Genomic DNA, 25,364 nt, shown 5'->3' on the forward strand with positions numbered 1-25,364 from the left:
GCATTGGCTCAGCGGCGTCCCGTTTGCGTTTTTTTCCCCTAATAGGCGAGCGTACAGGAAGAATTGTCCATTAAAAGGCCATTTGTACCCCCGAAATCGGGAAATCGGTACGCTAAACGACCGAGATGTACCTACCTTCCCGAACGGGGGACCGCTACAATCAGGTGTACGGTAAGCGTTTTCATTGGTAGGACCGCATCGGAAAGCACCCTCTACATAAGATGCGGACAGCGCTGCCGAATAACTTGGGTAAAGGGGATGCAAAGATTGAGCGTTAACGCAAAACGCCGGAGCAGGACGTGGATGGGCATGCTGCTGATCATCGCCGTCCTGGCGCAAATCGGCTTCATACCTCCGGGGACGAATGTCGCGAAGGCAGCCGACAACGGCTTGGCGCAAAAGCCTTACATGGGCTGGAGCAGCTACAGCATGCAGGTATACGACGGCCCGTCGGGCAACTGGATTTCGGAAGACAAGATCAAGCTGATGTCCGATACGATGCACGAGAAGCTTCAGGCACACGGCTACGAATACATTAATATCGACGCGGGCTGGAACGGCAGCATGGACGAATACGGCCGGCCGATTCCCAGCACGGAGAAGTATCCGAACGGCTTCAAGAACCTTGTCGACTATGTGCATGCCAACGGGCAAAAGCTCGGTATCTATATGATTCCGGGCATATCGCCGGACGCGGTTGAACGCGACCTGCCGATCTACGGAGCACCGGAATGCACAATCGGAGACATCGTCGTGAGGCCTTTCAAATACGGCGATTATTGGAATCTTGGCTACAAGATCGATTTCAGTAATCCATGCGCGCAAAAATGGGTCGACTCCGTTGCCGATCTGATCGCGTCTTGGGGCGTCGACTTCGTCAAGTTCGACAGCGTGACGCCGGGCTCGGGCCATAACGACGAGAGCATCGATGCGCGCGGCGACGTGAAAGCGTGGTCCGAAGCGTTAAGCAAGCACGGCATCTGGCTGGAGCTGAGCTGGGCGCTTGATCACAACTACGTCGATTATTGGAAGAAATACGCCAACGGCTGGCGCATCGACTGGGATGTCGAGGCGTACGATCCGAACATTGGCATGACGCAATGGGCGAATATCGCCAGGTTGTTCCCGGGCGCGGCTCTTTGGTGGCGCGACGCAGGTCCCGGAGGCTGGAACGACTTCGACTCCCTGAACGTCGGCAACGGCGAAACGTCGGGCTTGACGAAGGACGAACGGCAGACGGCGGCTACGCTGTGGGCTGCTTCGGCAGCGCAATTTTATACCGGGGATGACTTGACCAATCTGGATGATTACGGTTTATCGCTCTATACGAACGATGAGGTAATCGCCGTCAATCAAGCGGGCCATCCGATTCATCCGGTATCGATGGATACCGATCAGCAAGCCTGGTACGCCAACAACGGCGACGGCACGTATACGGTGGCGCTCTTCAATCTGGGCAGCAAAGGCGCGCGGGTTGGCGTGAAATGGAGCGATATCGGCCTAAACGGTTCCGGCTCGATCCGAGACCTGTGGAGCCATAAGGAAATGGGCAGCTCGGCGACCGGCATTGATCCGCTATTCCTCGAGCCGCACGCATCGCGTCTGTTTAAGGTGACGGTGCAAAACGGTACCTCGATCGTCAACGATGACGATACCGGGATGAAATATACGGGTGAGTGGACGCGCAACGGTGGCAACGAGCTTGTGCGCGACGCCCAGGACTTATCCGTTGTTGTCACGGATTCTTCGAGTTCGGGCGGCAGCTCCGGCGGTGATCCGGGCGCTGGCACCGGCGGCGATTCCAGTGCCGGTTCCTCGGGTTCGGGAGACGCTGCGGCTTCCTCCTATACGGTTACGATCAACGATGACGATCCGGCGATAACGTACGCCAATAAATGGGGGCACAGCACCGGCCGGTCCTTCGGCGATTACATGGGCGACGTGCATTACGGCGAGCCGGATGGTTCGGAGCCGGAGTTCACGTACACGTTCGAGGGGACAGGAATTGAGCTGCTATCGGAGCAAAGCACAAGCAGCGGCAAGATTGATATCTATATCGACGGAGAGTTTAAGTCGACGGTTGATTCATACGGCAGCGAATCGAACGGGCAGCACTCCGTGTACAGCGTGGCGGATTTGCCGCAAGGCACGCATACGCTGAAGGCGGTCAGGAATGCCGGCGGCCAATATTATTTCCTTGTTGACGCCTTGAAGGTCACGGCGGACACGCTGCTGGGCACCCCTTCGGGCAGCAGCTTCAATAAGGACGCGCAAGCCGACATTACGGTTCCGCTGCAGCTCGGCGCCAGCTCCTTCACGGGCATCAGCAACGGCGCCGCATCCTTGCAGCCGGGTACAGACTATACGGTATCTGACGGCGTCGTGACGATCAAGTCGTCTTATCTGGCGCAGCAGGCGTCCGGTCAATCGGCAGCTCTAAGCTTCAAATTCGCGGGAGGAGCAGCGCAGACGTTGTCCGTGGCCATTAGCGGCACTTCGATCAGTCCGGTATCGGCTTCCTTCGACAAACGTCCGGCCGCTCAGGCAGACCTTGCGGTTACGCTGACGCTTGGCGACTCTAACGAGCTGACCGGCATCAAGAACGGAGCCAATGCCTTGACCGAAGGAACGGATTATACGATAGACGGCAACGTTGTCCGCATCGCCAAATCCTATTTGGCATCACTGCCGGCCGGGAATGCGAGCTTGTCTTTCGAATTCTCGGGCAGCAGTCCGAGAACGCTCGCGCTTACGATTCTGAATTCGGCTTCTCCTGGCCGCTACAACTTCGTAAACAACGACGATCCGGGCATCCGTTATACGGGCAGCTGGAACCGCAGCGGCGGCCGCGGCCTTGGCGATTACAAGGATGACGTGCAGTGGACGGAGAACAACGACTCCTTCTTTACGTATACGTTCCAAGGCACGGGGATCGACTATATTACCGAAGTAGACGAGGGTCAAGGCAACGTCGAAATCTTCATCGACGGAGTCAGCCAGGGCAATGTAAGCACGTACGAAGCGGGTGCGCACAACGCGCCGCAGCGGACGGTGTATACGGTACGCGGCTTGACGAACGGCTTCCATACGATCAAAGCCGTGAAGAAATCAGGAAAATTCATGCTGCTCGACGCGCTGCGCGTACAGCTGCCGGACCTGATCGATGTCTCCTCGACGGACTTTGCGAAGAACGCGCCTGCTGACGTCAGCGTGAATCTGCTCGCAAGCCCGGATAGCCTGAACGGCGTCTATAACGGCGGAGCGGCGCTTGTTCGCGGCACCGATTATACGATTGAGGATCATGTTCTGACGATCAAGCAGCAATACCTGGCCGCTCAGCCGGACGGCACAACGAAGCTGACGCTCCGCTTCCGGGGCGACTACGGCGACGACGCGCATGCGTCCGCGGCGGAAGGAGCTGCATACACCTATACGTTTAAAGGCACCGGCATCGAGCTGCTGTCGCCGGTTGGTCCAAAGCAAGGCGAGATGGACGTATACATCGACGGAGAGCTGAAGACGACGGTTAACGCTTATGCGGACAGCCGCGACTCGCAAGTAAGCTTGTACAGCGTCTCGGGATTGACCCCGGGTTCGCATACGATCCGCGTCGTTAAAAAGTCCGGTGAACTGATGCTTGCCGACGCCCTCCGGTTTACCGCTGCGGAAGCAAGCGTGCCGCCGGTATCGGGAGGCGGAGGTGTCGCGAGTCCGCCGGTCGATCCTGCTGCGCCAAAGGTTGTTCGCACGACGCAGCCGGACGGCACGGTGCGGGATGAACTGTCGCTGGCCGGCACGGAAGCGAAAGCGTGGATTGACGCGCGCAAGGCATCGGGAGCAAGCGCCTTGAAGCTGGTGGTGCCGGATTCGAAGGGTCAAGCGGCAGAGGCCGGCGTGAAGCTGGATGCGGAAGCGGTCAAGCAGCTCGCGGCAAGCGGGCTCGATCTGGATATTGACGTGTCCGGCGCGAAGATCCATGTGCCTAACGCCTTACTGAAAAACATAAATACGGAAGTTCATTTCGTCATTTCGCCAGTTGCTGAGCAGAAATCGCAGCTCGAGCGCCGCGCCAATCTGTCGACGGTTGTATCCGAAGCCGTCAAGGACAGCAAGATTACGCTGATTGGCATTCCGGCGAACATTGATACCAACCTGCCGGCAGGAGAGACTACGCTTGTGCTGCCGCTGCCTGCGGGAGATTGGAGCTCCGAAGCGCTATCGCATATCGGCGTCTATATCGAGCATAGCGACGGCACAGTGGAATACAAGCAAGGCGCTGTTATTGATATGGACGGCGGCAAGGGGATCCAGTTTAAGAACTCGAAGTTCAGTACATTTGCGCTTATGAAGCTGGGTGATGCATCAGGATCCGCTCCGGCTGCGTACATGAATGGCTTCGAAGGCAATCTGTTCAAGCCGGAAAAGGCGATTACCCGCGCGGAGATGGCGACCATCCTGTCGCGTATTGCACAGGACGCCACGGCAGGAGAAGATGGCCGCGTTTATAGCGACGTCAAGCAGGACTACTGGGCGGCGGAAGCGATCCGCAAAGCTACGGCAGCCGGTTTGATGAACGGTTATACCGACGGTACGTTTAAACCGGAGAAGGCGATTACGCGCGCTGAGATGGCGCAGCTCGCCGTGCGGCTGGCCGGCGGAGGCTCCAAATTAGGCGCAGGCTTCGCGGATACGACCGGTCACTGGTCGGAGCAAGCGGTGAAAGCCGCAGAAGGAGCCGGTTACATTAAAGGTTACGCCGATGGCACATTCCGGCCGGATCGCACGCTGTCTCGCGCCGAAGCCGTAGTTGTAATCAATCGCTCGCTGGGCATTAACCCATCCAGCGGCGGAGCTTCCTCCTGGAAGGACGTTCCGGCAAGCTATTGGGCATCCGGCGATATTGAAGCGGCATCCATACAATAATAAGTCCTAAAAGCAAAAGAAGAAGCATCGCTCTCCGTTTAACGGAGGGCAATGCTTTTTCGTGTTAGAACCGGATGACCCGGTATTCGTACCTGCCTAATTCCAGCCTGGTGCCTTCAACAAGCGGCTCCTGCGTGAGCTCGTCAACCGCTGCACGCGGAATCGTTACGCTCCCGCCGCCGCCATCCATATTCACAATGATCCATATCTCAAAGCCTTCGCCGCGTCTTGGGGCAACGATAGTACCCTTCGTCACGTCGGAGAGGAGCGTTACGCCCGCCTCATCCGCATAATGCGCGATAAGGGCTTCCATTAAGCGCTGTCCGTTCTCGCCGGCGGGCAAGGAGCCCAGCATGACGATTTTTCCTTTGCCGTGCGTCTTCTCGGTAATCCACGCAAGCTCCGGCGTTAAACCGCCCTCCATCGTTCCAACCGTCTCTGCGTCTACCGGTTTAAAGACACTGCTCCACAACGTAAGAGGAGCCGAATGGCCCTTCGCATGCCCAACCGTGCCGCTGCCATCCATCGGATAGGCATAGACGACTTCCACGCCTGCCAGCCGTTCCAGCCTGCCCAGAGCTGCGTCTATCGGAATCGTATGCTCCTCCGTGCGCCCGCCCGTCAACGGGCCAATGACCCAAAAGCCGCCATACTCAACCAGCTCCAATGCCCGGTCCATATAGTCCGGCGATACGTAAGGCAGGGATGGCGTGAAGAGCAGCTTATAACCGTCCAGCTCATTACCCTCCGGTACGACATCCCTATGAATGCCGGCGTTAAGAATCCTTGTGTAAAAGTCCGTGATTAACCCCCGATGGTTCAGCTTGCGGTGAGGCTCCGTCTTCAGAAATGCCTTCGCCCGGTCCGAATAAGCAAGGGCAACCTCCGCTTGCGCCGGACGGGTGCTCAAAATCACTCTTTCCAACTCCTTACGGGCTTTCTCTACCTCAAGCACCTGGTTATACCCAATTGCCGGTTTGCACCATGCGCTTAAGACCGAGCCATGCGGCTGCTCGCAGCCCGCCCGCTGCTGCCGCCGAAGCCAATAGCAGAACGCTTCGGCGCCAAGAGCGTACGCGGCAACGGCTTCCGCGCGAAGATAGCCGTCCGGATGCGGCTTCGCGTAGCTTTCTAATGAAGCTGCAAAGGACGGGCTGGTCTCCATAATCCAATAATCACGGCCGCGCTTGAAGCAGCGGAACAAATCGTTATTAATAAGAAACGCCGGAACATGATCGGTTGTGGCGTACGTATCAAAGGAAGCGAAATCAAGCCCGCGGAAGAGCCGTTCATTATCGACGCTAAACGCCATGCTGCTGTTATGGGTAATCGGTGCATCGGAATATCGGCGGATAATCGCCGCCTGTTCATCGGCGAATTCGGCGATTGCCTCCATCGAGAACAGCCGGTACATGGTCTTCAGCGAAGAATTATGCAGGAAGGGAGCGGGACCGGGCTGCGGCACCTGGTCGAACCGGTGATAATATTCACTCCAAATCCGGGTTCCCCAGGCATCGTTAAGTCTCTCAATCGTCCCGTAACGCCGTTCCAGCCACTTATGCCATTCCGATAGACAGGTACGGCACATGCATTCCGACACGTGGGCCTTGAATTCATTGTCCAGCTGCCAGCCGATGAGACCCGGGAGCCGTCCTATTGCCCGCGCAATATTTTCGGTAATAATCGCTGCCTTTTCCCTGAAAAAGGGATGATTCGTGCAGGCATGCTGCCTTGAGCCATGTCCCATCGTCTGACCGTTCGCATCGACATACATCCGTTCGGGATGTCCGTGGCTGAACCAGATTGGCGGTGTCGCCGTAGGCGTGCACATGACGGTATCGATCCCGTTCTCATGCAACCGCTTTACGATACGCTCGAAAAAGCTCATATCGATCTTGCCCTCATGCGGCTCCATTCCCGACCAGGCGAACTCCCCGATCCGTGCCACGTTAATGCCGGCTTCCTTCATCCGTTTCAAATCCTCTGCCAGAACCTCCTCATTCCACAGCTCCGGATACCAGGCTGCCCCATGATACAGCTTCTTTCCCATAAGCCCACCTCTGCTCGACTGGAATAACACGCAGTTTTACTATAGGCGCTCGAAGAGGGGGGGGGACAATCGTACAATTTTGTCAGGTTTACCGGGACCTTCTACTATTTTGACGGGTTTGCATTATCTTGATTTACGCCCGTATCCAGGGTTTGAAAGGGCTTTCTCAAAAATGTCCGATTGGCGGAAAGGCGGGGGAGGCTTAATAATTAGGTCATGCGACGCAACCAAAACTTGGAGGTGACCCTAAATGAAGCAGGCGGCTGCTCCCGGCCAAGCAGAACTGATGCAGGCGACGGCAAGCCATAACAGAACAAGATCCAACGTGCTGGCGAGACTCAAGAAAGACAAGTGGCTGTACTTGCTTTTAACTCCAGGCTTGCTATACTTCATTATTTTCAAATACGTACCCATGTGGGGCGTGCTTCTGGCGTTCAAAAACTATCAGCCCTTCCTTGGCTTCTGGAAGAGCGATTGGGTGGGACTGGAGCATTTCCGGGTGTTCTTCACCAATCCCGAATTTTTCATGCTGCTGCGAAACACTTTAGTACTCTCCTTATACAACCTGGTGTTTTACTTTCCGGCACCTATTATATTAGCCCTTCTATTAAACGAGCTGAGGCTGGCGTTCTTCAAAAGAATCGTGCAGACGTTGATCTACATTCCGCATTTTATCTCGCTTGTCATCGTAGCCAGCTTAACGTACGTCTTCCTGACGACCGAAGGCGGCGTGATTAACGAATTCCTGTTCAAATACACGGGGGCCAAGATCGATTTCCTTGCCAGTCCGGAATGGTTCCGGCCGATGATTATCATGCAGACCGTCTGGAAGGAAACCGGCTTCGGCACGATCATATTTCTGGCAGCGCTTGCAGGGGTAGACGTCGAGCAGTACGAAGCGGCGATTACGGACGGGGCAAACCGGTGGAGGCAATTATGGCATATCACGCTTCCGTCCATCCGGAGCACGATTATTATTTTGTTGATTCTTCGGATGGGCGACGTGCTCGACAATGGCTTCGAGCAGATCTTCCTGATGCTGAACCCGCTGAACCGGGAGTCTGCCGAGGTGTTCGATACCTATGTCTATATGATGGGGATCACGCAAGGGGCGTTCAGCTATAGTACGGCGGTTGGCTTGTTCAAGGCGGTTGTTGGCGTCACGCTTGTGCTCGGAGCGAATTGGCTGGCCAAACGGTTTGGGCAATCCGGTATCTATTAAGAGACTTGAAGGAGGAGGGAATCACGCATGGCAAAACAATACAGAAGCGCGTCCGGGACCGCCTTCGATATTACGAACGTGATCCTGCTAAGCGCCATCAGCCTGCTGGCCGTGCTGCCTTTTATCTACATCATAGCGGGATCCTTCGCATCGGATGCGGAATTAACGAAGAGAGCCGTATTCCTGATTCCGAAGACGTTCACCACCGCGGCTTACCAGTTTATTTTCTCGACCGATACGATTCTGCAAAGCATTAAGGTGTCTCTCTACGTAACGGTTGTGGGCACGGCGGTGAATCTGTTCTTTACGGTAACGATGGCTTACGCCTTGTCCAAGCGCAGTCTGATGGGCCGAAACACGGTGCTTAACCTGATCGTATTCTCGATGCTGTTCGGCGGAGGACTTATTCCGACCTACCTCGTTGTCCGCGATCTTCATCTGCTCGACTCGTTTTGGGCCTTGATGCTGCCGGGCGCGATCAGCGCGTTTAACCTGATTATCGTGAAAAATTTCTTTCAGGAGCTTCCCGCCGAGCTGGAGGAAGCGGCCAAGATTGACGGCTGTACCGAGCTGGGCTTGCTATGGAAAATCGTCCTTCCGCTCTCGATGCCGGTGCTTGCGACCTTTACGCTGTTTTATGCGGTAGGGCATTGGAACAATTTCTATTCCGCCCTGCTGTACATTAACGATCCGCAGAAATGGCCGCTGCAGGTAATGCTCAGGCAAATCGTGCTGCTCTCGCAGACGGCCGCCGGCGACATCAATTCCATGGATCCGAACTTTGTGGCGCCGCCGGATCAGTCGATCAAGATGGCCGTTATCGTTATCGGCACCATTCCGATTCTGCTCGTCTATCCGTTCCTTCAGAAGCATTTCGCCAAAGGGGTCCTGATCGGTTCGGTCAAGGGGTAATACGGATTGCGATACAACAATTTTAAGATTAAAGGGAGGCGTTGGTTAAGATGAACAAAAAGACGCAAAAATGGGTAGCGACGGCAGCGCTCGGAACATTGGCTATGACAGCGCTGGCGGGCTGCAGCGGCAACAAGGAGGAGACCTCCAAGCCGGAAGAATCGGCGAATGCGACGGCAACCGCCGCTACCGGGGCGGCTGCCGAAAAGCCGCTGGACATCAGCATCATGCTGCCGATCTTCAAGACGAACTTTCCGAAGGATGACGGACCGGTTGTCAGCGAAATCGAGAAGCTGACTAATACGAACATTCACCTGGAATGGGTGCCTAACGCCTCTTACGGCGATAAATTCAACATCACGCTGGCCTCAACCAAGCTCCCCGAAATCATTTATGTGCCGGGCTCGAAGGATCCAAGCTTCGTGAATGCCGTCCGCTCCGGCGCGTTCTGGGAGGTGGGCCCATACCTGAAGGATTATCCTAACCTAAGCCAGGCGAACGAGGTGATTATGAACAACTCCTCGATCGACGGGAAAAACTACGGGATTTACCGCGGCCGTGCCTTGGGCCGTAACGGGATTGTTTACCGGAAGGACTGGCTGGACGCGGTTGGCCTGGAGCAGCCCAAGACGATCGACGACTTCTATAACATGCTGAAGGCGTTCAAGGAGAAGGATCCGGACAAGAACGGCAAGAACGATACGTACGGCATGGTGCTGGTGAAATGGACCGGCGGTTGGGCAAGCGCTTTTGACACGATTAAGCTATGGTTCGGCGCTCCGAACAAATGGGGAGTCGTGGACGGCAAGCTCGTGCCGGAGCATCAAACGCCGGAATATCTGGAAGCTCTCAAATTCATGAAAAAGCTGTATGACGAGAAGCTGATCAACCAGGATTTTGCGGTATTCGATTCGGCGAAATGGGTGGATCCGGTAGTAAACGGTCAGGCTGGCGTTATCGTAGACGTTACGGATACCGCGAACCGGATCGAGGATAAAATCCATGCGGCGCTTGCCAAGGACGGCAAGGACGACCCGAACGCGCAGTATATGTCCAACATGATTGGCGTAACGGGGGCCGACGGGCAGTTAAAGGCGCTTCCGACGTCCGGCTTTGCGGGGCTGCTCGCGATTCCGAAGACAACGGTCAAGACCGAGGAAGAGCTGAAGCGCGTGCTTAAGTTCCTGGATCAAATGAACGAGCCGGAGCTGACGACGCTTGCGGGCTACGGAATCGAGGGCAAGCACTACACGCTGGACGGAGAAGCGCTTGTGCCGAGCAAGGATGCCGCGCTGCTGGAATCCGAAGTGGAAGGCCTCAACCAGATGCTGCCGTTTATCCCGGAAGACCGCGGCCTGAAGGTGAAGCAGACGCCGCTGCGCCAGCAAACGACGAACATTCAGAAGGAAGCCGAGCAATATATCGTGGCCAATCCGGCTGAGCCGTTTATCTCCGACGTGTATTCGCAGAAAGGCCAGCAGCTGGACAACATCATCAACGATGCGCGCATCAAGTTTATCGTCGGGCAGACCGACGAAGCGGGTCTGATGGCTGCCTTTGAGACGTGGAAAAAATCCGGCGGCGACGATCTGGTGAAAGAAATGAACGAGCTGTACGCAGCATCCGCGAAATAAAATAAACAGGTCTTTCGCACCCATCAACAATTCCTTCGGGAGGATGGGTGCTTTGGCATGACCGGAAAAACACTGATTTTCGCACAAAATAGTCTGATTTTCATGCTTCCCTTTTATTGGAATCTATTATAAGGTCGAATTTATAACCGAAAGGAACGGGGGAATAGGATGCTCCATGGAAAGAAAATTTGGCGGAGCCGCACGGATTCCGGCAAAGGACGCTTTTTTAGAAAAAGCTTAATTATGATTTTCATCGTCTCCGGCATTCCCGGACTTATTATCGGAGGACTTATCTATTGGATGGCCGGCGGCCGCGTGGAAAGCGAGCTTCTGCAGCTTCATTACCAGCAGATTGAACAACGCTCCGAGCAAATGGACGATCAGTTAAGCAACCTGGAGCTTCTGCTTTCCCACTGGGCATTCGACAACAAATTCGACTACAGCTTAAACGGACTTGATTTTGTCCGCGATTTCAAACGAACCGACGATATCACAAAGACGCTGATCGCCATGCAGGGCTCGAACGCTTTGGTCAAGAAAGCCGAGCTTTACGTTGGCGGGAAGAGCCGGGTGTTGTTTAATCCCGAATATACGCCGCTGCAGGATCAGCAGGATTTAAGCATTTACGGCAAGCTGATACACGGTAAAAACCTGACCTATTGGACCCAGTGGGCGTTTGACTCCAACCATCCGGAGCAAAAGGATTTGACGCTGGTCCACCATATTCCCGGAGGCAGTCCCAATCCGTTTGGCGTGCTGGTCTTCCGGTTCGACGGCGAGAAGATTGCCAGTCTGCTGCAAACGATGACCCCTTATTACGAAGGAGAAGCTTTTCTGCAGCAAAAATCGGGCGACCTTTTTGTATCCGCGAACGGAAGCGCTTCCAACTCGGATTTCGTTCAGGCTCTTCGCGAGAAGATCAACGGCTTGCATGCGGGGAAAGGCTCGTTTTTCTTCGATTGGAAAGGTTCGACCTACACGGTGTCCTACGGCAGCCTGTCGCGAATTTCCGATGAGTGGCTGTACGTCTCGGCATCTCCGATCAACAGCATCATAGCGCCGGTGATGTTCATCTCCAAGCTTGTCATTACGGTAAGTCTGATCGCCCTGCTGCTGGCAGCCTTGCTATCCTGGCTTGCCTCCCATCGGATCTATTCGCCGGTGAAGCGGCTTGCGAATCTGCTTGGCGGTTATTCGGGCGGGGCGGGCTGGACGGGGAAGCAGGACGAGTTTGCGCTTATCGAGCAGCAATATCAGCACCTTCACAAGGAGCGGCTCGAACTGAATTCGAAGCTGGCGGAGCAGCTTCCGCACGTGAAGGAAAGCTTTCTGCATCAGCTGCTTCAGGGGTATTTGTATGCTTATTCGGAAGAGGATTTGCTGCGCCGCATGGAAAAGTTCAAATGGGAGGTGCACGGCCGCCATTTTGCCGTCTTGTTTATTCAGCTGAACGGTATCGCCAATATGGACGAAACATTCCGCAGCGGCGACGAAGGGCTCGTTACGTTCGCGGCGGTGAATATGATGAAAGAGCTGGCTTCCAAGCATTTCGAGCAAAGCGACACGCTGAATTTTCATGATTTGACGGCCGGGATTATGCTGTTTATACCGGAAGGCAGCCCGTATAAGCAGGCGGTTGAAGCCTTCAGCGAGGAGCTGACGACCTCGGTGAACCGGATTCTGCGGATGAGGGTGACCCTTGCCGTCAGCCGCCAGACTGCTTTTATCTCCGATCTGCCTAACGAGTTCGAGCGGGTCAAGCAGGCGGTCAGCTACCGCAATTGCGACAATGCCAACCAGATTATCGATATGGAGCAGGGCGTGCTAGGCGGCGAGGCCTGGGCGGAGCCGCAGTATCCTTTTACCTTGGAGCGGGAGCTTGTTCAGGCTCTCCGTACCGGCAAGGAAGAAGAGGCGGGCGAGCTGCTGGGGGCGTTTGTTGACGCGTTATCCTGCGCCGGGGCGAAGGAAATCGACGTGCAGCAGGGAATGCTTCATCTGCTTGGCAATATCCAGCATGTCATCATGGTATCCGGGGTTAATCCGAACAGGCTGTTCAAGGGCGTTAATCTGTACGAGCAGCTGTCCCAAATCCGGGAGCCGAAGCGGATGCTGGCCTGGTTCAGGGATAAGGTGCTGGCGCCTTACCAGAAGGAGCTGTCCTGCCGGGCGGGCTCCGAGGTTAAACGGCTGATCGAGGCGGCGATGATCTATATGCAGCAGCATTACAGGCAGGATATTTCGCTGGATAACTGCGCGGAGCATATCGGCACCAATCCGTTTTACCTGAGCAAGTCGTTTAAAGTGGTCACCGGTAAAAACTTCATCGACTATCTGACCGAGCTTAGGATCGAGAGAGCCAAAGAGCTGTTAAGAGAATCGGAATTGAAAATCAACGACGTAGCCGAGCAGGTCGGTTACCAGCACAGCTATTTCAACCGGATTTTCAAAAAGCTGGAGGGCATGACGCCAACCAGCTACCGGGAGCAGAGCCAGCACCTGTAACGCAATCAAGATCGTGCAAACGCCGCAATAATGTGCAAGCCGTTTTTTGGCCCTTCCGCAATATTGTCTCATTGAGCGTTAACCGGGAAGCTTCTACAATGGGGCCAAACGACGAAGGAGATGAGGGTAAATGGCGAGTACGATTCAATTGCGCAGCTTGTCCCCTCGGCAGCATGCATGGCCGGCCGGGATGACTTGGGGAATTCCGTGGAAGGAAGGCGAGCTGGGGAGAGACGAAGCTTTGCGCTTGACAACGAGCTTGGGCGAACCCGTCCCGATGCAGCATTGGGCGACCGCCTATTGGCCGGACGGAAGCGTGAAATGGTCCGCTCACGCGGCGGTAAGCACGGATAACGGGGCGAAGGGGTACATCTTGACGAGAGGGGAAGCAGCGAATGTCCCTTTCAAGGTTAAGGTGACGGAGACGAGCGATGCGGTTCAGCTGGATACCGGCGTTATCGTATGCACGCTTGGCAAGAGGGGCAGCAATTGGCTGCGCGGCATTACCCGGAACGGGGTGGAGGTGTGCAGCGGCGGTGTGCTTGTATGTATAAGGGAGACCGGCAGCGAGGTATCCGGCAGCAGGACGATCCGGCAGGAGCCGTTTGAAAGCCGGGTGCACCGGTTAACTATTGAGCAGGAGGGTCCCGTTCGCGCGGTGGTGAAAATCGACGGCAGGCACCGCGCGGCAGCCGGTTCGCGGGAATGGCTTCCTTTTTCCATGAGGCTCTATCTGTATGCCGGTCTAGAGACGATCCGGATTGTGCATACGTTTTTTTACGACGGCAATCCGAACGAGGATTTTATTAAGGGATTGGGAATCCGTTTTGCCATACCGATGCGCGGCGAGCATTATAACCGTCACATCCGTTTCTCGGGGGATAGCGGGCTGTTCGCGGAATCGCCGAAGACGCTCCATACCCGCAGGACAAAAGGGAAATACCGCGAGCTGTTCGAACAGCAGACCGCTGGCGGAAAAGTTGGCTTTGACCCCTCGGATGACGCGTATTTCCTTGGCTTGCTGGAAGATTCGGCGACATGGGACGGTTTCAAGCTTATGCAGCAATCGTCCGAGCATTACCGGATTTGGAAAAGAACCGGCGATGGCTGCAGCTGGGTAAAGGCGACGGACGGTTACCGGGCGGGAGGGCTCGCTTATGCCGGCGGCGAAGGCGGCGGACTTGCCTGCGGGCTGCGGCATTTCTGGAGGAAGCACCCTTCGGGCTTTGAGATTCATGGAGCTTCCGGTGACGAGGCTTCGCTTACCGCATGGTTATGGACGCCGGAGGGCGAACCGATGGACCTGAGGCATTACGATACGAAAACCCATGTCGAATCGTCCTATGAAGGGGCGGAGGAGCTGCGCGCAACCCCATACGGCATCGCCAACACGAATGAACTGACGCTTTGGTGCACGGAAGAAACGCCAGGACCGGAGCAGCTGGAGCTGATGCGGCAGGAAACGGACAGTCCGTCCCTGCTCGTATGCGAGCCGTCCTATTACCATGAAGCCGGAGCTTTCGGGATTTGGAGCCTGCCGGATCGTTCCACCGAGGAGAAGCGGCAGCTTGAAGAACGGCTGGACGGCATTATTGCTTTTTACAAGAAGGAAGTGGAGCAGCGCAAATGGTACGGATTGTGGGACTACGGCGATTTCATGCACAGCTACGATCCCGTCCGGCATGTCTGGAACTATGATTTGGGCGGCTGCGCCTGGCAGAACACGGAGCTTGCGCCGAACATGTGGCTATGGATCATGTTCCTGCGGTCGGGCAGGGAAGACATCTTCCGGATGGCGGAAGCGATGACCCGGCATACAAGCGAGGTAGACGTGTACCATTTCGGCGAATATGCCGGACTTGGTTCGCGGCATAACGTGGTTCATTGGGGCTGCGGATGCAAGGAAGCACGGATCGGCATGGCCGGCCTTCACCGTTACTTTTATTATCTGACGGCGGATGAGCGGATCGGGGATATGATGAACGAAACGAAGGACTCGGACTTTACGACCGTTAATCTTGACCCGATGCGCTATTATTTCCCGAAAGACGAGCATCCGACCCATGTCAGGGTTGGCCCGGACTGGGCCGCCTTCAGTTCGAACTGGATGACGCAGTGGGAACGTTACGAGAGCACGGCATACCGGGACAAAATTCGGGTTGGCATTAACAGTATTAAAGGAGCCAATTACAGGCTAATTTCCGGTCCGACCTACGGCTATGATCCAAAGACGGGTATCCTCACGCCGATGGGCGACGATAACTGGGGCAGGCATCTGGCGATTTGCATGGGCGGACCGCAGGTATGGTTCGAGCTGGCCGGCATGCTGAAGGATCCGGAATGGGAGGAGATGCTGGCGGAGTTTGGGGTCTATTACAACAAGACGCAGGAAGAGAAGGATAAGCTCACGAAGGGTCATATCCGCACAACGCGTTTCGAGCATCCGGTGCTCAGCGCGGCAATCGTTGCTTATGGCGCTTTTTACATGAAGGATGAAGCAACGGCCCGGCAATGCTGGGACATTCTGCTGGGCAATCCGTTTGCGGCCGTGAATCTTCAGGACGAGGCGTCAACGGTTGCACACATCGACGTGCTGCAGGAGATCGACTGGATAAATACGAATGAAGCAGCCCAATGGTCGCTGAATACGATTATCGCCTTGGAGCTGGTCGCAGACCATCTGCCGAAGCTTCGGGAGCAGCCTTTACAGGAGTTGATTTGACGATGACCACAACAACGACGGCAAGAAGCATGCTGATTCCGGCCGGATGGAGGATGGTTTACAATAACCCGCTCTGTTCGGCTGAGGACGTATCGGATTTCCGGATGGAAGGGGATGCCTCCGTCACCTTTCCGATGGGGCGCATGCGCCTTGAAAGCACGCGGGACCCCGTAGAGGGGCAGGCAGCCAATCTCGTATTCTGGTGCCCGGAGCAATTCCCTCCGGATCTCGTTGTTACTTGGGATTTCTGGCCGGTCCGCGAGCCGGGATTGGCGATTCTATTTTTCTGCGCAGCGGGAATAGAAGGACAGGATTTGTTTGATTCCGGGCTGGCGAGCCGCAGCGGGATTTACGACCAATATCATCATAGCGACATCAACGCGTTCCACGTATCCTATTTCCGCAGGCGCCACGCGGAGGAGAGACGGTTCCATACCTGCAACTTGCGGAAGAGCTACGGCTTTCACCTTGTGGCACAAGGAGCTGATCCGATCCCGGATGCGGCGGACGCGCAAGGGCCTTACCGGATGCAGCTGCTGAAGCAGGGGCCATATGTGCAATTTGCCGTCAATGATCTATTGTTGTTTAGTTGGAAGGATGACGGCTCCACTTGGGGGCCGCTGCTGGGGAAGGGCAAGCTGGGCTTCCGCCAGATGGCCCCGCTGATCGCGGAATACGGAAATTTGCAGGTGTTTGCCCCGTAAGGGAATGCCTGCACCAGAAACGAGAGGTTAAAGAAATGGCGATTGCAATGTGTTTCCCGGAAGGCCGGCATAAGGCGTTAACGCTCAGCTACGATGACGGCAGGTTAGCCGACCGGCGTCTGGTCGAAATTTTTAACCGTTACGGGCTGAAGGGGACGTTCCATCTCAATTCGGGTCTGCTTGGCACGAAAGACCGGATCGGAGAGGACGAGGTCAAGAAGCTGTATGCCGGCCATGAAGTGTCCGCCCATACGCTGACTCATCCCACGATTGCACGTTGCCCGAATGAGCAGATCGTATACGAGGTCATGGAGGACCGGCGCAATCTGGAGCGTATAGTTGGCTGCACGGTCCGCGGCATGTCTTATCCTAACGGTTCGTATAACAAAAGAGTCAAGGAGCTGCTGCCCGGTCTTGGCATCGAGTACGCGCGCGTTGTTCCCAGCACGGGACAGTACGGCATGCCGGACGACTGGCTTGAATGGCAGCCGACCTGCCATCATAACCGGGATTTGATGAAGCATGCGGAGGAGTTCGCCGGACTTCGCAAGTCGCAATATTTGTACCTGATGTACGTATGGGGCCATAGCTACGAGTTTGACAACGATAACAATTGGGAGCTGATGGAGCAGTTCGGGCAATGCATCGGCGGCAATCCGGAGATCTGGTATTGCACGAATATGGAGCTTGTGGACTATGCGAAAGCCTTCGAAGCATTGAAGTTTGCGGCAAACCTCAGCTTTGTGTACAATCCGTCCGCCATCGGCGTATGGCTGAAGGTTGACGGGGAAACGGTGGAAGTAAAGGGCGGCCAGCAGATTACGTTGTAGTTAGAGTTAGAGAGTTAGCGATAGGTAATCTATTTTATCTTGTTGGGAGGGAAAAGGATGTCATCCGTAACTACTAAGGAGCCTTTTCTGCTAGGAACCGTAAATCTGCAGGCAGCCGGGCCTAACTGCAAGGTGCTGCTCGGCGACCTGAACGGCGACGGCCGGATGGAGCTGCTGCTGGTGCAGCCGGACAACCGGCAGGATGTCCGTTACATTCCCCATCAGGTGCAATGCCTGACCGCCTATGATCTCGAGGGCAATCTGCTGTGGCAGACCGGCAGGCCCGATCCGGGAGCGGGCCGGCAAGGCTCGGATTATCCGGCGCAGATTGCGGATATCGACGGGGATGGCAGGCTTGAAGTGATTTGCGTGATGGAGGATCGGCTCCATATTCTTAATGGGCATGACGGCTCGGTCCGATCGACCCGCGAACTGCCGGATCCGCATGCCCATGACTGCATTATCGTCGCAAACCTGAGCGGTGCCGCGCATGCGGGGGATCTTATCCTGAAGGACCGTTATCACCGGCTGTGGGCGCTGGACCGGGAGTTTAAGCTGTTATGGACGCATCAGGGAAATCCGGGTCACTTCCCGTGGGTTTACGATCTGGATGGCGACGGAAGGGATGAAGTCATGGCCGGTTACGACCTGCTTGATCATGACGGGAAGCTGCTGTGGAGCTGTCATGATCTGGACGATCATGCCGACTGCATCTGGGTAGGCGACGTGAACGGAGACGGGGAGCCCGAGCTGGTTATCGGCGGGAGCGTAACGGTTATGTACGACCGGCATGGCAGGGAGCTGTGGCGTTACGAAGGGTCCGTTGAATCGCAGCATATCGCGCTGGGCCGGTTCCGGACCGATCTTCCGGGCCTGCAGATTGCCGGGCTCGATCGGCTTGTCCGGGAGGATGACGGCAAAGGCCTGATCGGCAAGGATGCTTTATTCCTGCTCGACAGCGAGGGCAAGGAGCTCTGGAAGGAAGACCGGAAAACGCCGGGCTGGCTGACCATTATCGAACCGCTAAGAGGGTGGGCCGAGGATGCGCCGGACTACATATTGGCTTACCGGCGCGGCGGCGTATATCCCGGTCTGTACGACGGTTCTATGAATACGGTAGTAGAGTTTCCTTCGGAAGGGTATGCCGTCCACGCGGATCTATGGGGAAGCGGTACGGAGCAGGTCATTATCTATTCCAACGATACGGCTTCCATCTATTCCAGCAAGCATGCGAAGCTTAGCGAATGCGTAACCGGTTCTCCGCTGCCGCAGCCTAAACGGCTGTCCAGCTCAACCTTGTATCCGGGCGGAGAAATGAAGTAGAGGAGCTAGAGAAGAAATGACGCGAAACTACCGATTTGATTTCGGCACCGGCGTCCCTGCCGAGGGCTATACGAAGATTACGCCGCAATCCGTCTATGATTCCTTTACGGGGTACGGCTTTACCCGGACGGACCGCATCAATGCGAGGGACCGCGGAGAACCGGGGGCCCTTCGCAGAGATTTCTGCATCCCGCTTGATACGGCTTTCCTGCTCGATGTGGAGGATGGCATCTACCGCGTCTCTGTCCTGCTGGGCGATGAAATTGCCGAGACCGAAACGACGATCAAGGCCGGTCAGGGGCGCCTGATAGTGCATAAACAGCGGACGGCTCCAGGCAGCTTCTCCCGCATCGGCTTTTCGGTATGGGTAAGCGGCGGGCAGCTGAAGCTCACGTTCTCGGGGCTTGCTCCTCGCATTAACGCGATGGAGGTAGAGCCGGCACCGCAAGCCTGTACGATTTTCTTGGCCGGAGACTCAACGGTAACGGACCAGCCGGATGACGGTTATCCGTATGCGGGCTGGGGGCAGATGCTGCCGATGTTCGTCAAGCAGGACGCAGCCGTAGCGAACTACGCCTTATCCGGCCGCAGCTCCAAAAGCTTCATCAGCGAAGGCGTGCTGGATGAAATCTGGAGCCGCATAAAGCCTTACGATTATCTCTTTATCCAGTTCGGCCATAACGATCAGAAGTTTGACGAAGAGCGTCATACGGAGCCTTTCACCACCTACAAGCAGACTCTGAAAATCTATATTGACGGAGCGAGGGAGCGGAAGGCGATCCCGGTTCTGGTCACCTCCGTGCAGCGCCGTTTCTATGAAGAGGACGGAACGCTGCGGGATACTCACGGGGATTATTTGACGGCGGCAAGGGAGCTGGCGGCGGAAGAGGAAGTACCGTTAATCGATTTGGCGAAGGCAAGCAAAGCCTTGTTCGAAGCGTTGGGTCCGGAAGAAACCAAGAAGCTGTTCATGTGGCTGGCCCCGGGGGAATTCATGAACTTCCCGGATGGTACCGAGGATAATACGCATTTCCAGCAGCTAGGCGGGATTGAGATCGCGAGACTGGTCTACGAGGAGTTAAAGGCGCTGAAGCTGCAGCCGCTTATGCTGTATTTGCGGTAACAGGATTTGAAATTTTCGAAATTCAACAGGTTTTGACAAAAATATCGCTTAAACCAGGATGGGATTAAGAAGAAAGTGGGTTGCCAATTGATGGACAAAACAGTACAATGAGTCCAATGAAACCGCTTTCTTATTTTTTGTTTAGAGAAGTCCCGCTGGATTTCATATTTTTACGCTTAACATGAAACGGGTTTCATGAAACCGGTTTCCGGAACAAGGGGGGGAGCTCGCCAGCTTTGCCAGTACCATCCGCGTTTGATCGTACTCTAATTTATTCAAAGGAGCGAAAAGAAAGTGCGGAAAAAACCGATTGCGTGGCTTTTACTGCTGTCATTAGGTGTTTCTTTGTTCAACTTTACGCCGATCCCCAAGGTGTCGGCAGCTTCGGCTATCGATTTTCAAGATCATTTCACTGACGGGAATTATACGGCGGATCCGGAGTGGACAGTTACGTCCGGTACATGGACGGTAGCAGCCGATCCGGCTGATGCCAACAATAAAGTGCTTAGCCAGACCGATACGGGCGAAGGCATTATTACGACGGGAGATAATTGGACGGATTCCACGGTTTCCATGCGGTTCTATACGGGAGCCGGCGGCGCCTTTCCGGGCATTCTGGCCCGCGTCCAAGACTATAAAAACTTTTACTATTTTCAAATGCAGTCCTCCACCGGGCTTACCTTGACCAAACGTGTGAATAACACGGACGCCACGATTAAAGGCGCCACCGCTTATGCGCTCAGCAAAAATACCTGGTATACGCTGAAGCTTGTGCTTATTGGCAGCTCAATCAAAGCCTACATCGTGGAGAACGGAAAGGATAAGCTGCTGTTTGATGCGGTCGATTCAACTTTCGCAAGCGGGAAGATCGGCATCCGCAACAAATGGCAGTCGGTTCAAGTGGATGACGTTATGGTTACGGATATCCCGGCAGCCAATTCAACCGTCATTCAATCGGATGCGCAGACCAGTTCCTCCGTTTCGCTGAATTGGAATGCCGTTGAAGGGGCAAGCAGCTACAACGTTTATCGTTCCACAACATCCGGAAGCGGTTACAGCTATGCGGGCAGCACGACCGCAACCAGCTATTCGGATACAAGCTTGAGCTCGGACACGGATTATTATTATAAAATCGCTTATTTGTACGGCGGACTTACCGAGTCCCAGTGGTCGCCGGAATTGAAAGTGAGGACTGTAGGCGTTGCGCCGGCTGCGCCAACCGGTCAGACCGCAACGGCGGTTAACTCGTCGAAAATCAATCTGAGCTGGGCGGCCGTTGCCAAGGCAACCGGCTACAAAGTGTACCAGTCCTCCAACGGCGGTGCGTCTTTCGAGAACATTTACGACGGAACCTCTTTAAGCTATCAAGCTGCAGGCTTGACAGCCAACAAGGAATACAGGTATCAAATGACGGCGTACAATGCCTTTGGCGAATCGCCGCCAGTATCCGTTCAAGCAACGACCTATGCGTTTGACGCGCCTGCTAACTTCAAGGCGGCGTCCACGACGGATTCTTCGGTAACGCTGACCTGGGATGCCTTGCAGGGAACAGCCGTTGCTTATTCCGTTAAAAGGGCCGCGAGTGCCACGGGAACCTTTTCCGAAGTGTACAACGGTACGGATACCACCTTCACTAATACCGGTTTAACGCAAGGCACGGGCTACTTCTATACCATCAGCGCGGTAGTAGACGGCGTTTCTTCCGCCGTATCCGATTTGCTTGGGGTGAGTGCGGTGCGTACCTCGTTAACGCCGGGCGCTCTTTGGGCAGATATAACCGGCAATCCGATTGACGCTCACGGCGCGGGAATCATGTACGACGAGAAAACGAAGAAGTATTACTGGTATGGGGAATACCACAAAGGCGGATGGCCGGCTGCAGGCGTCCGGGTATACTCTTCTACGGACCTCATGAACTGGAAAGACGAGGGTATGGCTCTTACGTTAATCAACTCGATGGATGATTTTACGAATGACCCTCTCATCTCCAAGCTGTATGAAGAAAGAACGGATACCGTTAACATCTGGGCGGATATCCGCAAAGGAAGAATCGTTGAACGTCCGAAAGTCATCTACAACGACGAAACCAAGAAATACGTCATGTGGGCTCATATCGACGGCGACAAGGATCCTTACAACAACAGTGCCAACTACGGCAAAGCTCAAGCGGGCGTGGCCATAAGCGATTCGCCAACCGGACCGTTCGTCTACCAGCGAAGCTACCGGATGGACCAGGCTCCTGCCGGAGAGATCGACTACCAGCCTGGCAACCCGGGCATGGCAAGGGATATGAACCTGTTCAAGGACGATGACGGAACCGCGTACCTGATCTATTCGAGCGAAGAGAACCTGACGATCTACATCTCCAAGCTGATGCCGGATTATCTCGACGTAACCGGCTGGCATAAAGACGGCAACGTGGACGAGTACGGAAACGCCGTTCGCGATGCTTCGTACAAAGCCGTAAACGGCGTTGACTACGTGCGGGTATTCCCGGGAGCGCAACGCGAAGCACCGGCCATGTTCAAATATAACGGCCATTATTACTTGATTACTTCCGGTGCAACGGGCTGGGCTGCCAACCAGAACAAATATACGGTAGCGGATCATATCTTCGGCCCATGGGCTCCGATGCAGGATCCGTTCGTCCGTACGTCGGCCAGCGATCCGGATCCGACGAAAGCTTTTAATACGCAATCGACGTATGTAATTCCGGTTGATCCGGAGAACGGCAAGTTTATCTATGTAGGCGACATTTGGAACGGCGGCAATTTTGCCAATGACGGAGCCAAATACGTTTTCCTGCCAATCGAGTTCGGAATGGGTACGGATATTGCGATTAAATGGTATGCGAGCTGGACGCCGGATCTATTGAATGCAATGGGTCAAGTGAACGTGACCACCAAGTTCCCTGAAGCGGTTAAGCTTGGGGAAGTGCCTAGCTTGCCGAGCCAGGTTGACGTGTTGGGCAAAACGGGAACCGTGTCAACGCCCGTAACCTGGTCCGTTAACTCGCATGCTCTCACGGCAGCGGACTTTGCTAAGCCGGGTCCCATTACGGTTCAAATGACGCTGCCGGAGTATTACAACAAGGTGCAGAGCGTCAAAATGTACGTCGTGCCGGACAACGCGCTGTATTTCGTGAATGCCGGAGGTTACGCGACATCCGATTACAAGCTTCTCGCTTCTTATATGCAAGACACGCTGGCGAACAAAACGGTAATCGAGCAGGCTTATAATGCAGCCGATGCTTCGCCTTGGGGTTATCTCGGCACGGATTCGCTGCCTTCCGGTTCGGCTGACGGGGATATTTTCTCAACGGTCCGTTACTTGAACGGCGGCAATGTAGCCAATTCTCCGAAGGGTACGGACCTTGCTTATCAATTTACCCTGGAGAACGGTTCGTACGATGTTTATCTGGGCTTTAACGATCCGTGGACCAATACGAGCAGAAAAGCCAATTTGCTCCTGAATGACGAGAATAAAGGCGCCGTTACGTTTACGCCAAGCAATACGATGGCATTTACGGGCGTGAACGTAACGGGCGGATCGTTGAAAGTGACCGTTAGAAATACGGCAGCGCAAGATCCGATGATCAGCTGGATAATGATCGTAGATCCGGATTTGGCGCCGGCGACGGATTCTACAATGGGCCTTACGGCAACAGCGGCATCTTCGACCAGCGTGAAGCTTGCCTGGAACAAAACGACCGGAGCGCTTGGTTATAACCTGTACCGTTCGGAAAGCGAAGAAGGCACCTTCACGAAAGTGTACAGCGGCGCGGCCGGCTCTTACACTGACAGCAGCCTGCCTTCCGAGCATACCTATTACTACAAAGTTGGCGTGATTGACGGAACGGGCAAGGAGTCGGCATTGTCCGCTGCGCAAAGTGTTACGATTGCCCGCACGGTGAAAGAAATCGCGGACGGTATTACGGCGATTACGTCACCGGCGAAGGATGCCGCGATGCTGACGCTGCCTGAAGTGCCAGCCGGTTACTCTATTTCCATCCTGTCCTCGGACAACGAAGTGATTGGCACTGACGGAGCGATTACGCCGCCAGCAGCGGAAACCACGGTAAATCTGGTGCTTCGCGTGACAAGAACGTCGGATAACACGACGGCGGATACGGCTTCCATCGCCGTGGTTGTACCGGCGAAATCCAGCCCAAGCCATTCCGGCGGCGGCAGTAATGCCAGCTCCTCAAACGGCCTTACGCCGGTTGTTACATCGGATCTGGCAAGACTTACGGTGAACGGGGTTATGAACTCGACTACCAGAGTTGCATCAGGATCCGTAACAAGCGCCGACCTGACAAAAGCATTAACGCTTGCCCCGGTACTGCGGGACGGCAGGAAAGTCGTGGAGATTGAACTGCCGCAAGTGGCGGGAGCGGAAGCGTATGAACAGCAAATTCCGGTTAGCGTGCTCGGACAGCTTGAAGAATCGCAAGAGATTCGGGTAAAAACGGCATTTGGCACCGTTACGCTGCCGTCAGGCATGTTTACGGCTGCGGAGCTTGGTTCCGCCCAGAACGTAACGCTTCATATCGGACCTGCAAGCTCTCTGGACGAAGGGAAGCCGGCTGTCGATATTCATTTGCTGGCGGACAACAAGCCGCTTGGCTTCCATAATGACAATGTGCAAGTCCTTGTAACCATTCCGTACACGCCGGCAGCAGGCGAAAATACGGATCATCTCGTCATTCTGTACGTGAAGGATGACGGTACGACAGAGCCTGTATCAAGCGGTTATTATAATCAGGCAGCGGGCGTGATGTCGTTCACAACGACCCATTTCAGCAAATACGCTGTCGCGGAGGTCCGCAAGACCTTTAATGACCTCGCCGGGGTACCTTGGGCCAAAGCACAGATCGAAGCTCTGGCATCCAGAGGAATCATTAAAGGCACTTCCGCTAAAACCTACTCGCCAAATGCGGCGATCACGAGAGCTGATTTTATTCAGCTTCTTGTATCCGCGCTTGGTCTGACAGCCGAAGTAGACTCGAACTTTGCGGATGTCCAATCTACGGATTATTATTATCAGGCGGTAGGCATTGCGAAGAAGCTTGGCATTACGAACGGCATTCGCGAAAACCGCTTTGATCCGCGCGCAAGCATCAGCAGACAGGATATGATGACGTTGACAGCCAAGGCGCTGGTTGCGGCTAAAAAGCTGTCTGCGATGAACGGTACCGCGGCTGATCTTAGCGGTTATGCGGATGCCGATCAAGTAAGCCCGTATGCGGCAGACAGCATCGCAACCCTTGTTAAGAACGGCCTTGTGCAAGGGGCGGGAAGCAAATTGTCTCCTCTGGCGACAACGACAAGAGCGGAAGTTGCCGTCATGCTGTACAAAATTTACAAGAATTAGAGTTTGAGCAGGGACGATCCGGGAGCAGGCAATCTTCCGGATT

At 55.1% G+C, this 25,364-nt stretch carries 12 protein-coding genes; 11 read left to right on the forward strand and 1 reads right to left on the reverse strand.

What is annotated here, in order from left to right; all coding sequences use genetic code 11:
• The first annotated feature begins 267 nt into the window (after nt 1–267).
• Nucleotides 268–4,923: a X2-like carbohydrate binding domain-containing protein gene (locus FHT67_RS08115; protein WP_243867037.1), complete on the forward strand. Its 4,656-nt coding sequence runs from the start codon at nt 268–270 to the stop codon at nt 4,921–4,923.
• A gap of 64 nt (nt 4,924–4,987) precedes the next feature.
• On the opposite strand, the gene FHT67_RS08120 is transcribed toward FHT67_RS08115, so the two are convergent.
• Nucleotides 4,988–6,973: a beta-galactosidase gene (locus FHT67_RS08120; RefSeq protein ID WP_167197296.1), complete on the reverse strand. Its 1,986-nt coding sequence runs from the start codon at nt 6,971–6,973 to the stop codon at nt 4,988–4,990.
• 250 nt (nt 6,974–7,223) lie between these two features.
• Between FHT67_RS08120 and FHT67_RS08125 the strand changes: the two genes are divergently transcribed.
• From FHT67_RS08125 to FHT67_RS08170, 10 genes are all read left to right on the forward strand, one after another.
• Nucleotides 7,224–8,195 (forward strand): ABC transporter permease, encoded by a 972-nt coding sequence (locus FHT67_RS08125; protein ID WP_481856062.1) that lies wholly within the window; start codon nt 7,224–7,226, stop codon nt 8,193–8,195.
• Between the two features lie 27 nt (nt 8,196–8,222).
• Nucleotides 8,223–9,107 (forward strand): carbohydrate ABC transporter permease, encoded by an 885-nt coding sequence (locus tag FHT67_RS08130; protein ID WP_167197299.1) that lies wholly within the window; start codon nt 8,223–8,225, stop codon nt 9,105–9,107.
• Nucleotides 9,108–9,157: 50 nt separating this feature from the next.
• Nucleotides 9,158–10,741, forward strand: coding sequence for an extracellular solute-binding protein (locus tag FHT67_RS08135; protein ID WP_132306769.1), 1,584 nt, complete (start codon nt 9,158–9,160; stop codon nt 10,739–10,741).
• A gap of 243 nt (nt 10,742–10,984) precedes the next feature.
• A complete protein-coding gene (locus FHT67_RS08140) occupies nt 10,985–13,246 on the forward strand; it encodes a helix-turn-helix domain-containing protein (protein WP_347880082.1) in 2,262 nt (753 codons plus the stop codon).
• Nucleotides 13,247–13,376: 130 nt separating this feature from the next.
• Nucleotides 13,377–15,968 (forward strand): exo-rhamnogalacturonan lyase family protein, encoded by a 2,592-nt coding sequence (locus tag FHT67_RS08145; protein WP_167197304.1) that lies wholly within the window; start codon nt 13,377–13,379, stop codon nt 15,966–15,968.
• A 2-nt stretch (nt 15,969–15,970) separates the two neighbouring features.
• Nucleotides 15,971–16,672: a YesU family protein gene (locus FHT67_RS08150; RefSeq protein WP_208403190.1), complete on the forward strand. Its 702-nt coding sequence runs from the start codon at nt 15,971–15,973 to the stop codon at nt 16,670–16,672.
• A gap of 35 nt (nt 16,673–16,707) precedes the next feature.
• Complete coding sequence (locus tag FHT67_RS08155) at nt 16,708–17,502, forward strand: polysaccharide deacetylase family protein (protein WP_167197307.1); 795 nt, start codon at nt 16,708–16,710, stop codon at nt 17,500–17,502.
• A gap of 57 nt (nt 17,503–17,559) precedes the next feature.
• A complete protein-coding gene (locus FHT67_RS08160) occupies nt 17,560–18,825 on the forward strand; it encodes an FG-GAP-like repeat-containing protein (protein ID WP_167197311.1) in 1,266 nt (421 codons plus the stop codon).
• A gap of 16 nt (nt 18,826–18,841) precedes the next feature.
• On the forward strand, nt 18,842–19,948 hold the full coding sequence (locus FHT67_RS08165; RefSeq protein ID WP_132306759.1) for a rhamnogalacturonan acetylesterase: 1,107 nt from the start codon (nt 18,842–18,844) through the stop codon (nt 19,946–19,948).
• A 294-nt stretch (nt 19,949–20,242) separates the two neighbouring features.
• Nucleotides 20,243–25,321 (forward strand): S-layer homology domain-containing protein, encoded by a 5,079-nt coding sequence (locus tag FHT67_RS08170; RefSeq protein ID WP_167197315.1) that lies wholly within the window; start codon nt 20,243–20,245, stop codon nt 25,319–25,321.
• The last annotated feature ends 43 nt before the right edge of the window (nt 25,322–25,364 follow it).

The sequence above is a fragment of the Paenibacillus sp. BK720 genome (assembly GCF_011761545.1).
Taxonomy (GTDB): domain Bacteria; phylum Bacillota; class Bacilli; order Paenibacillales; family Paenibacillaceae; genus Pristimantibacillus.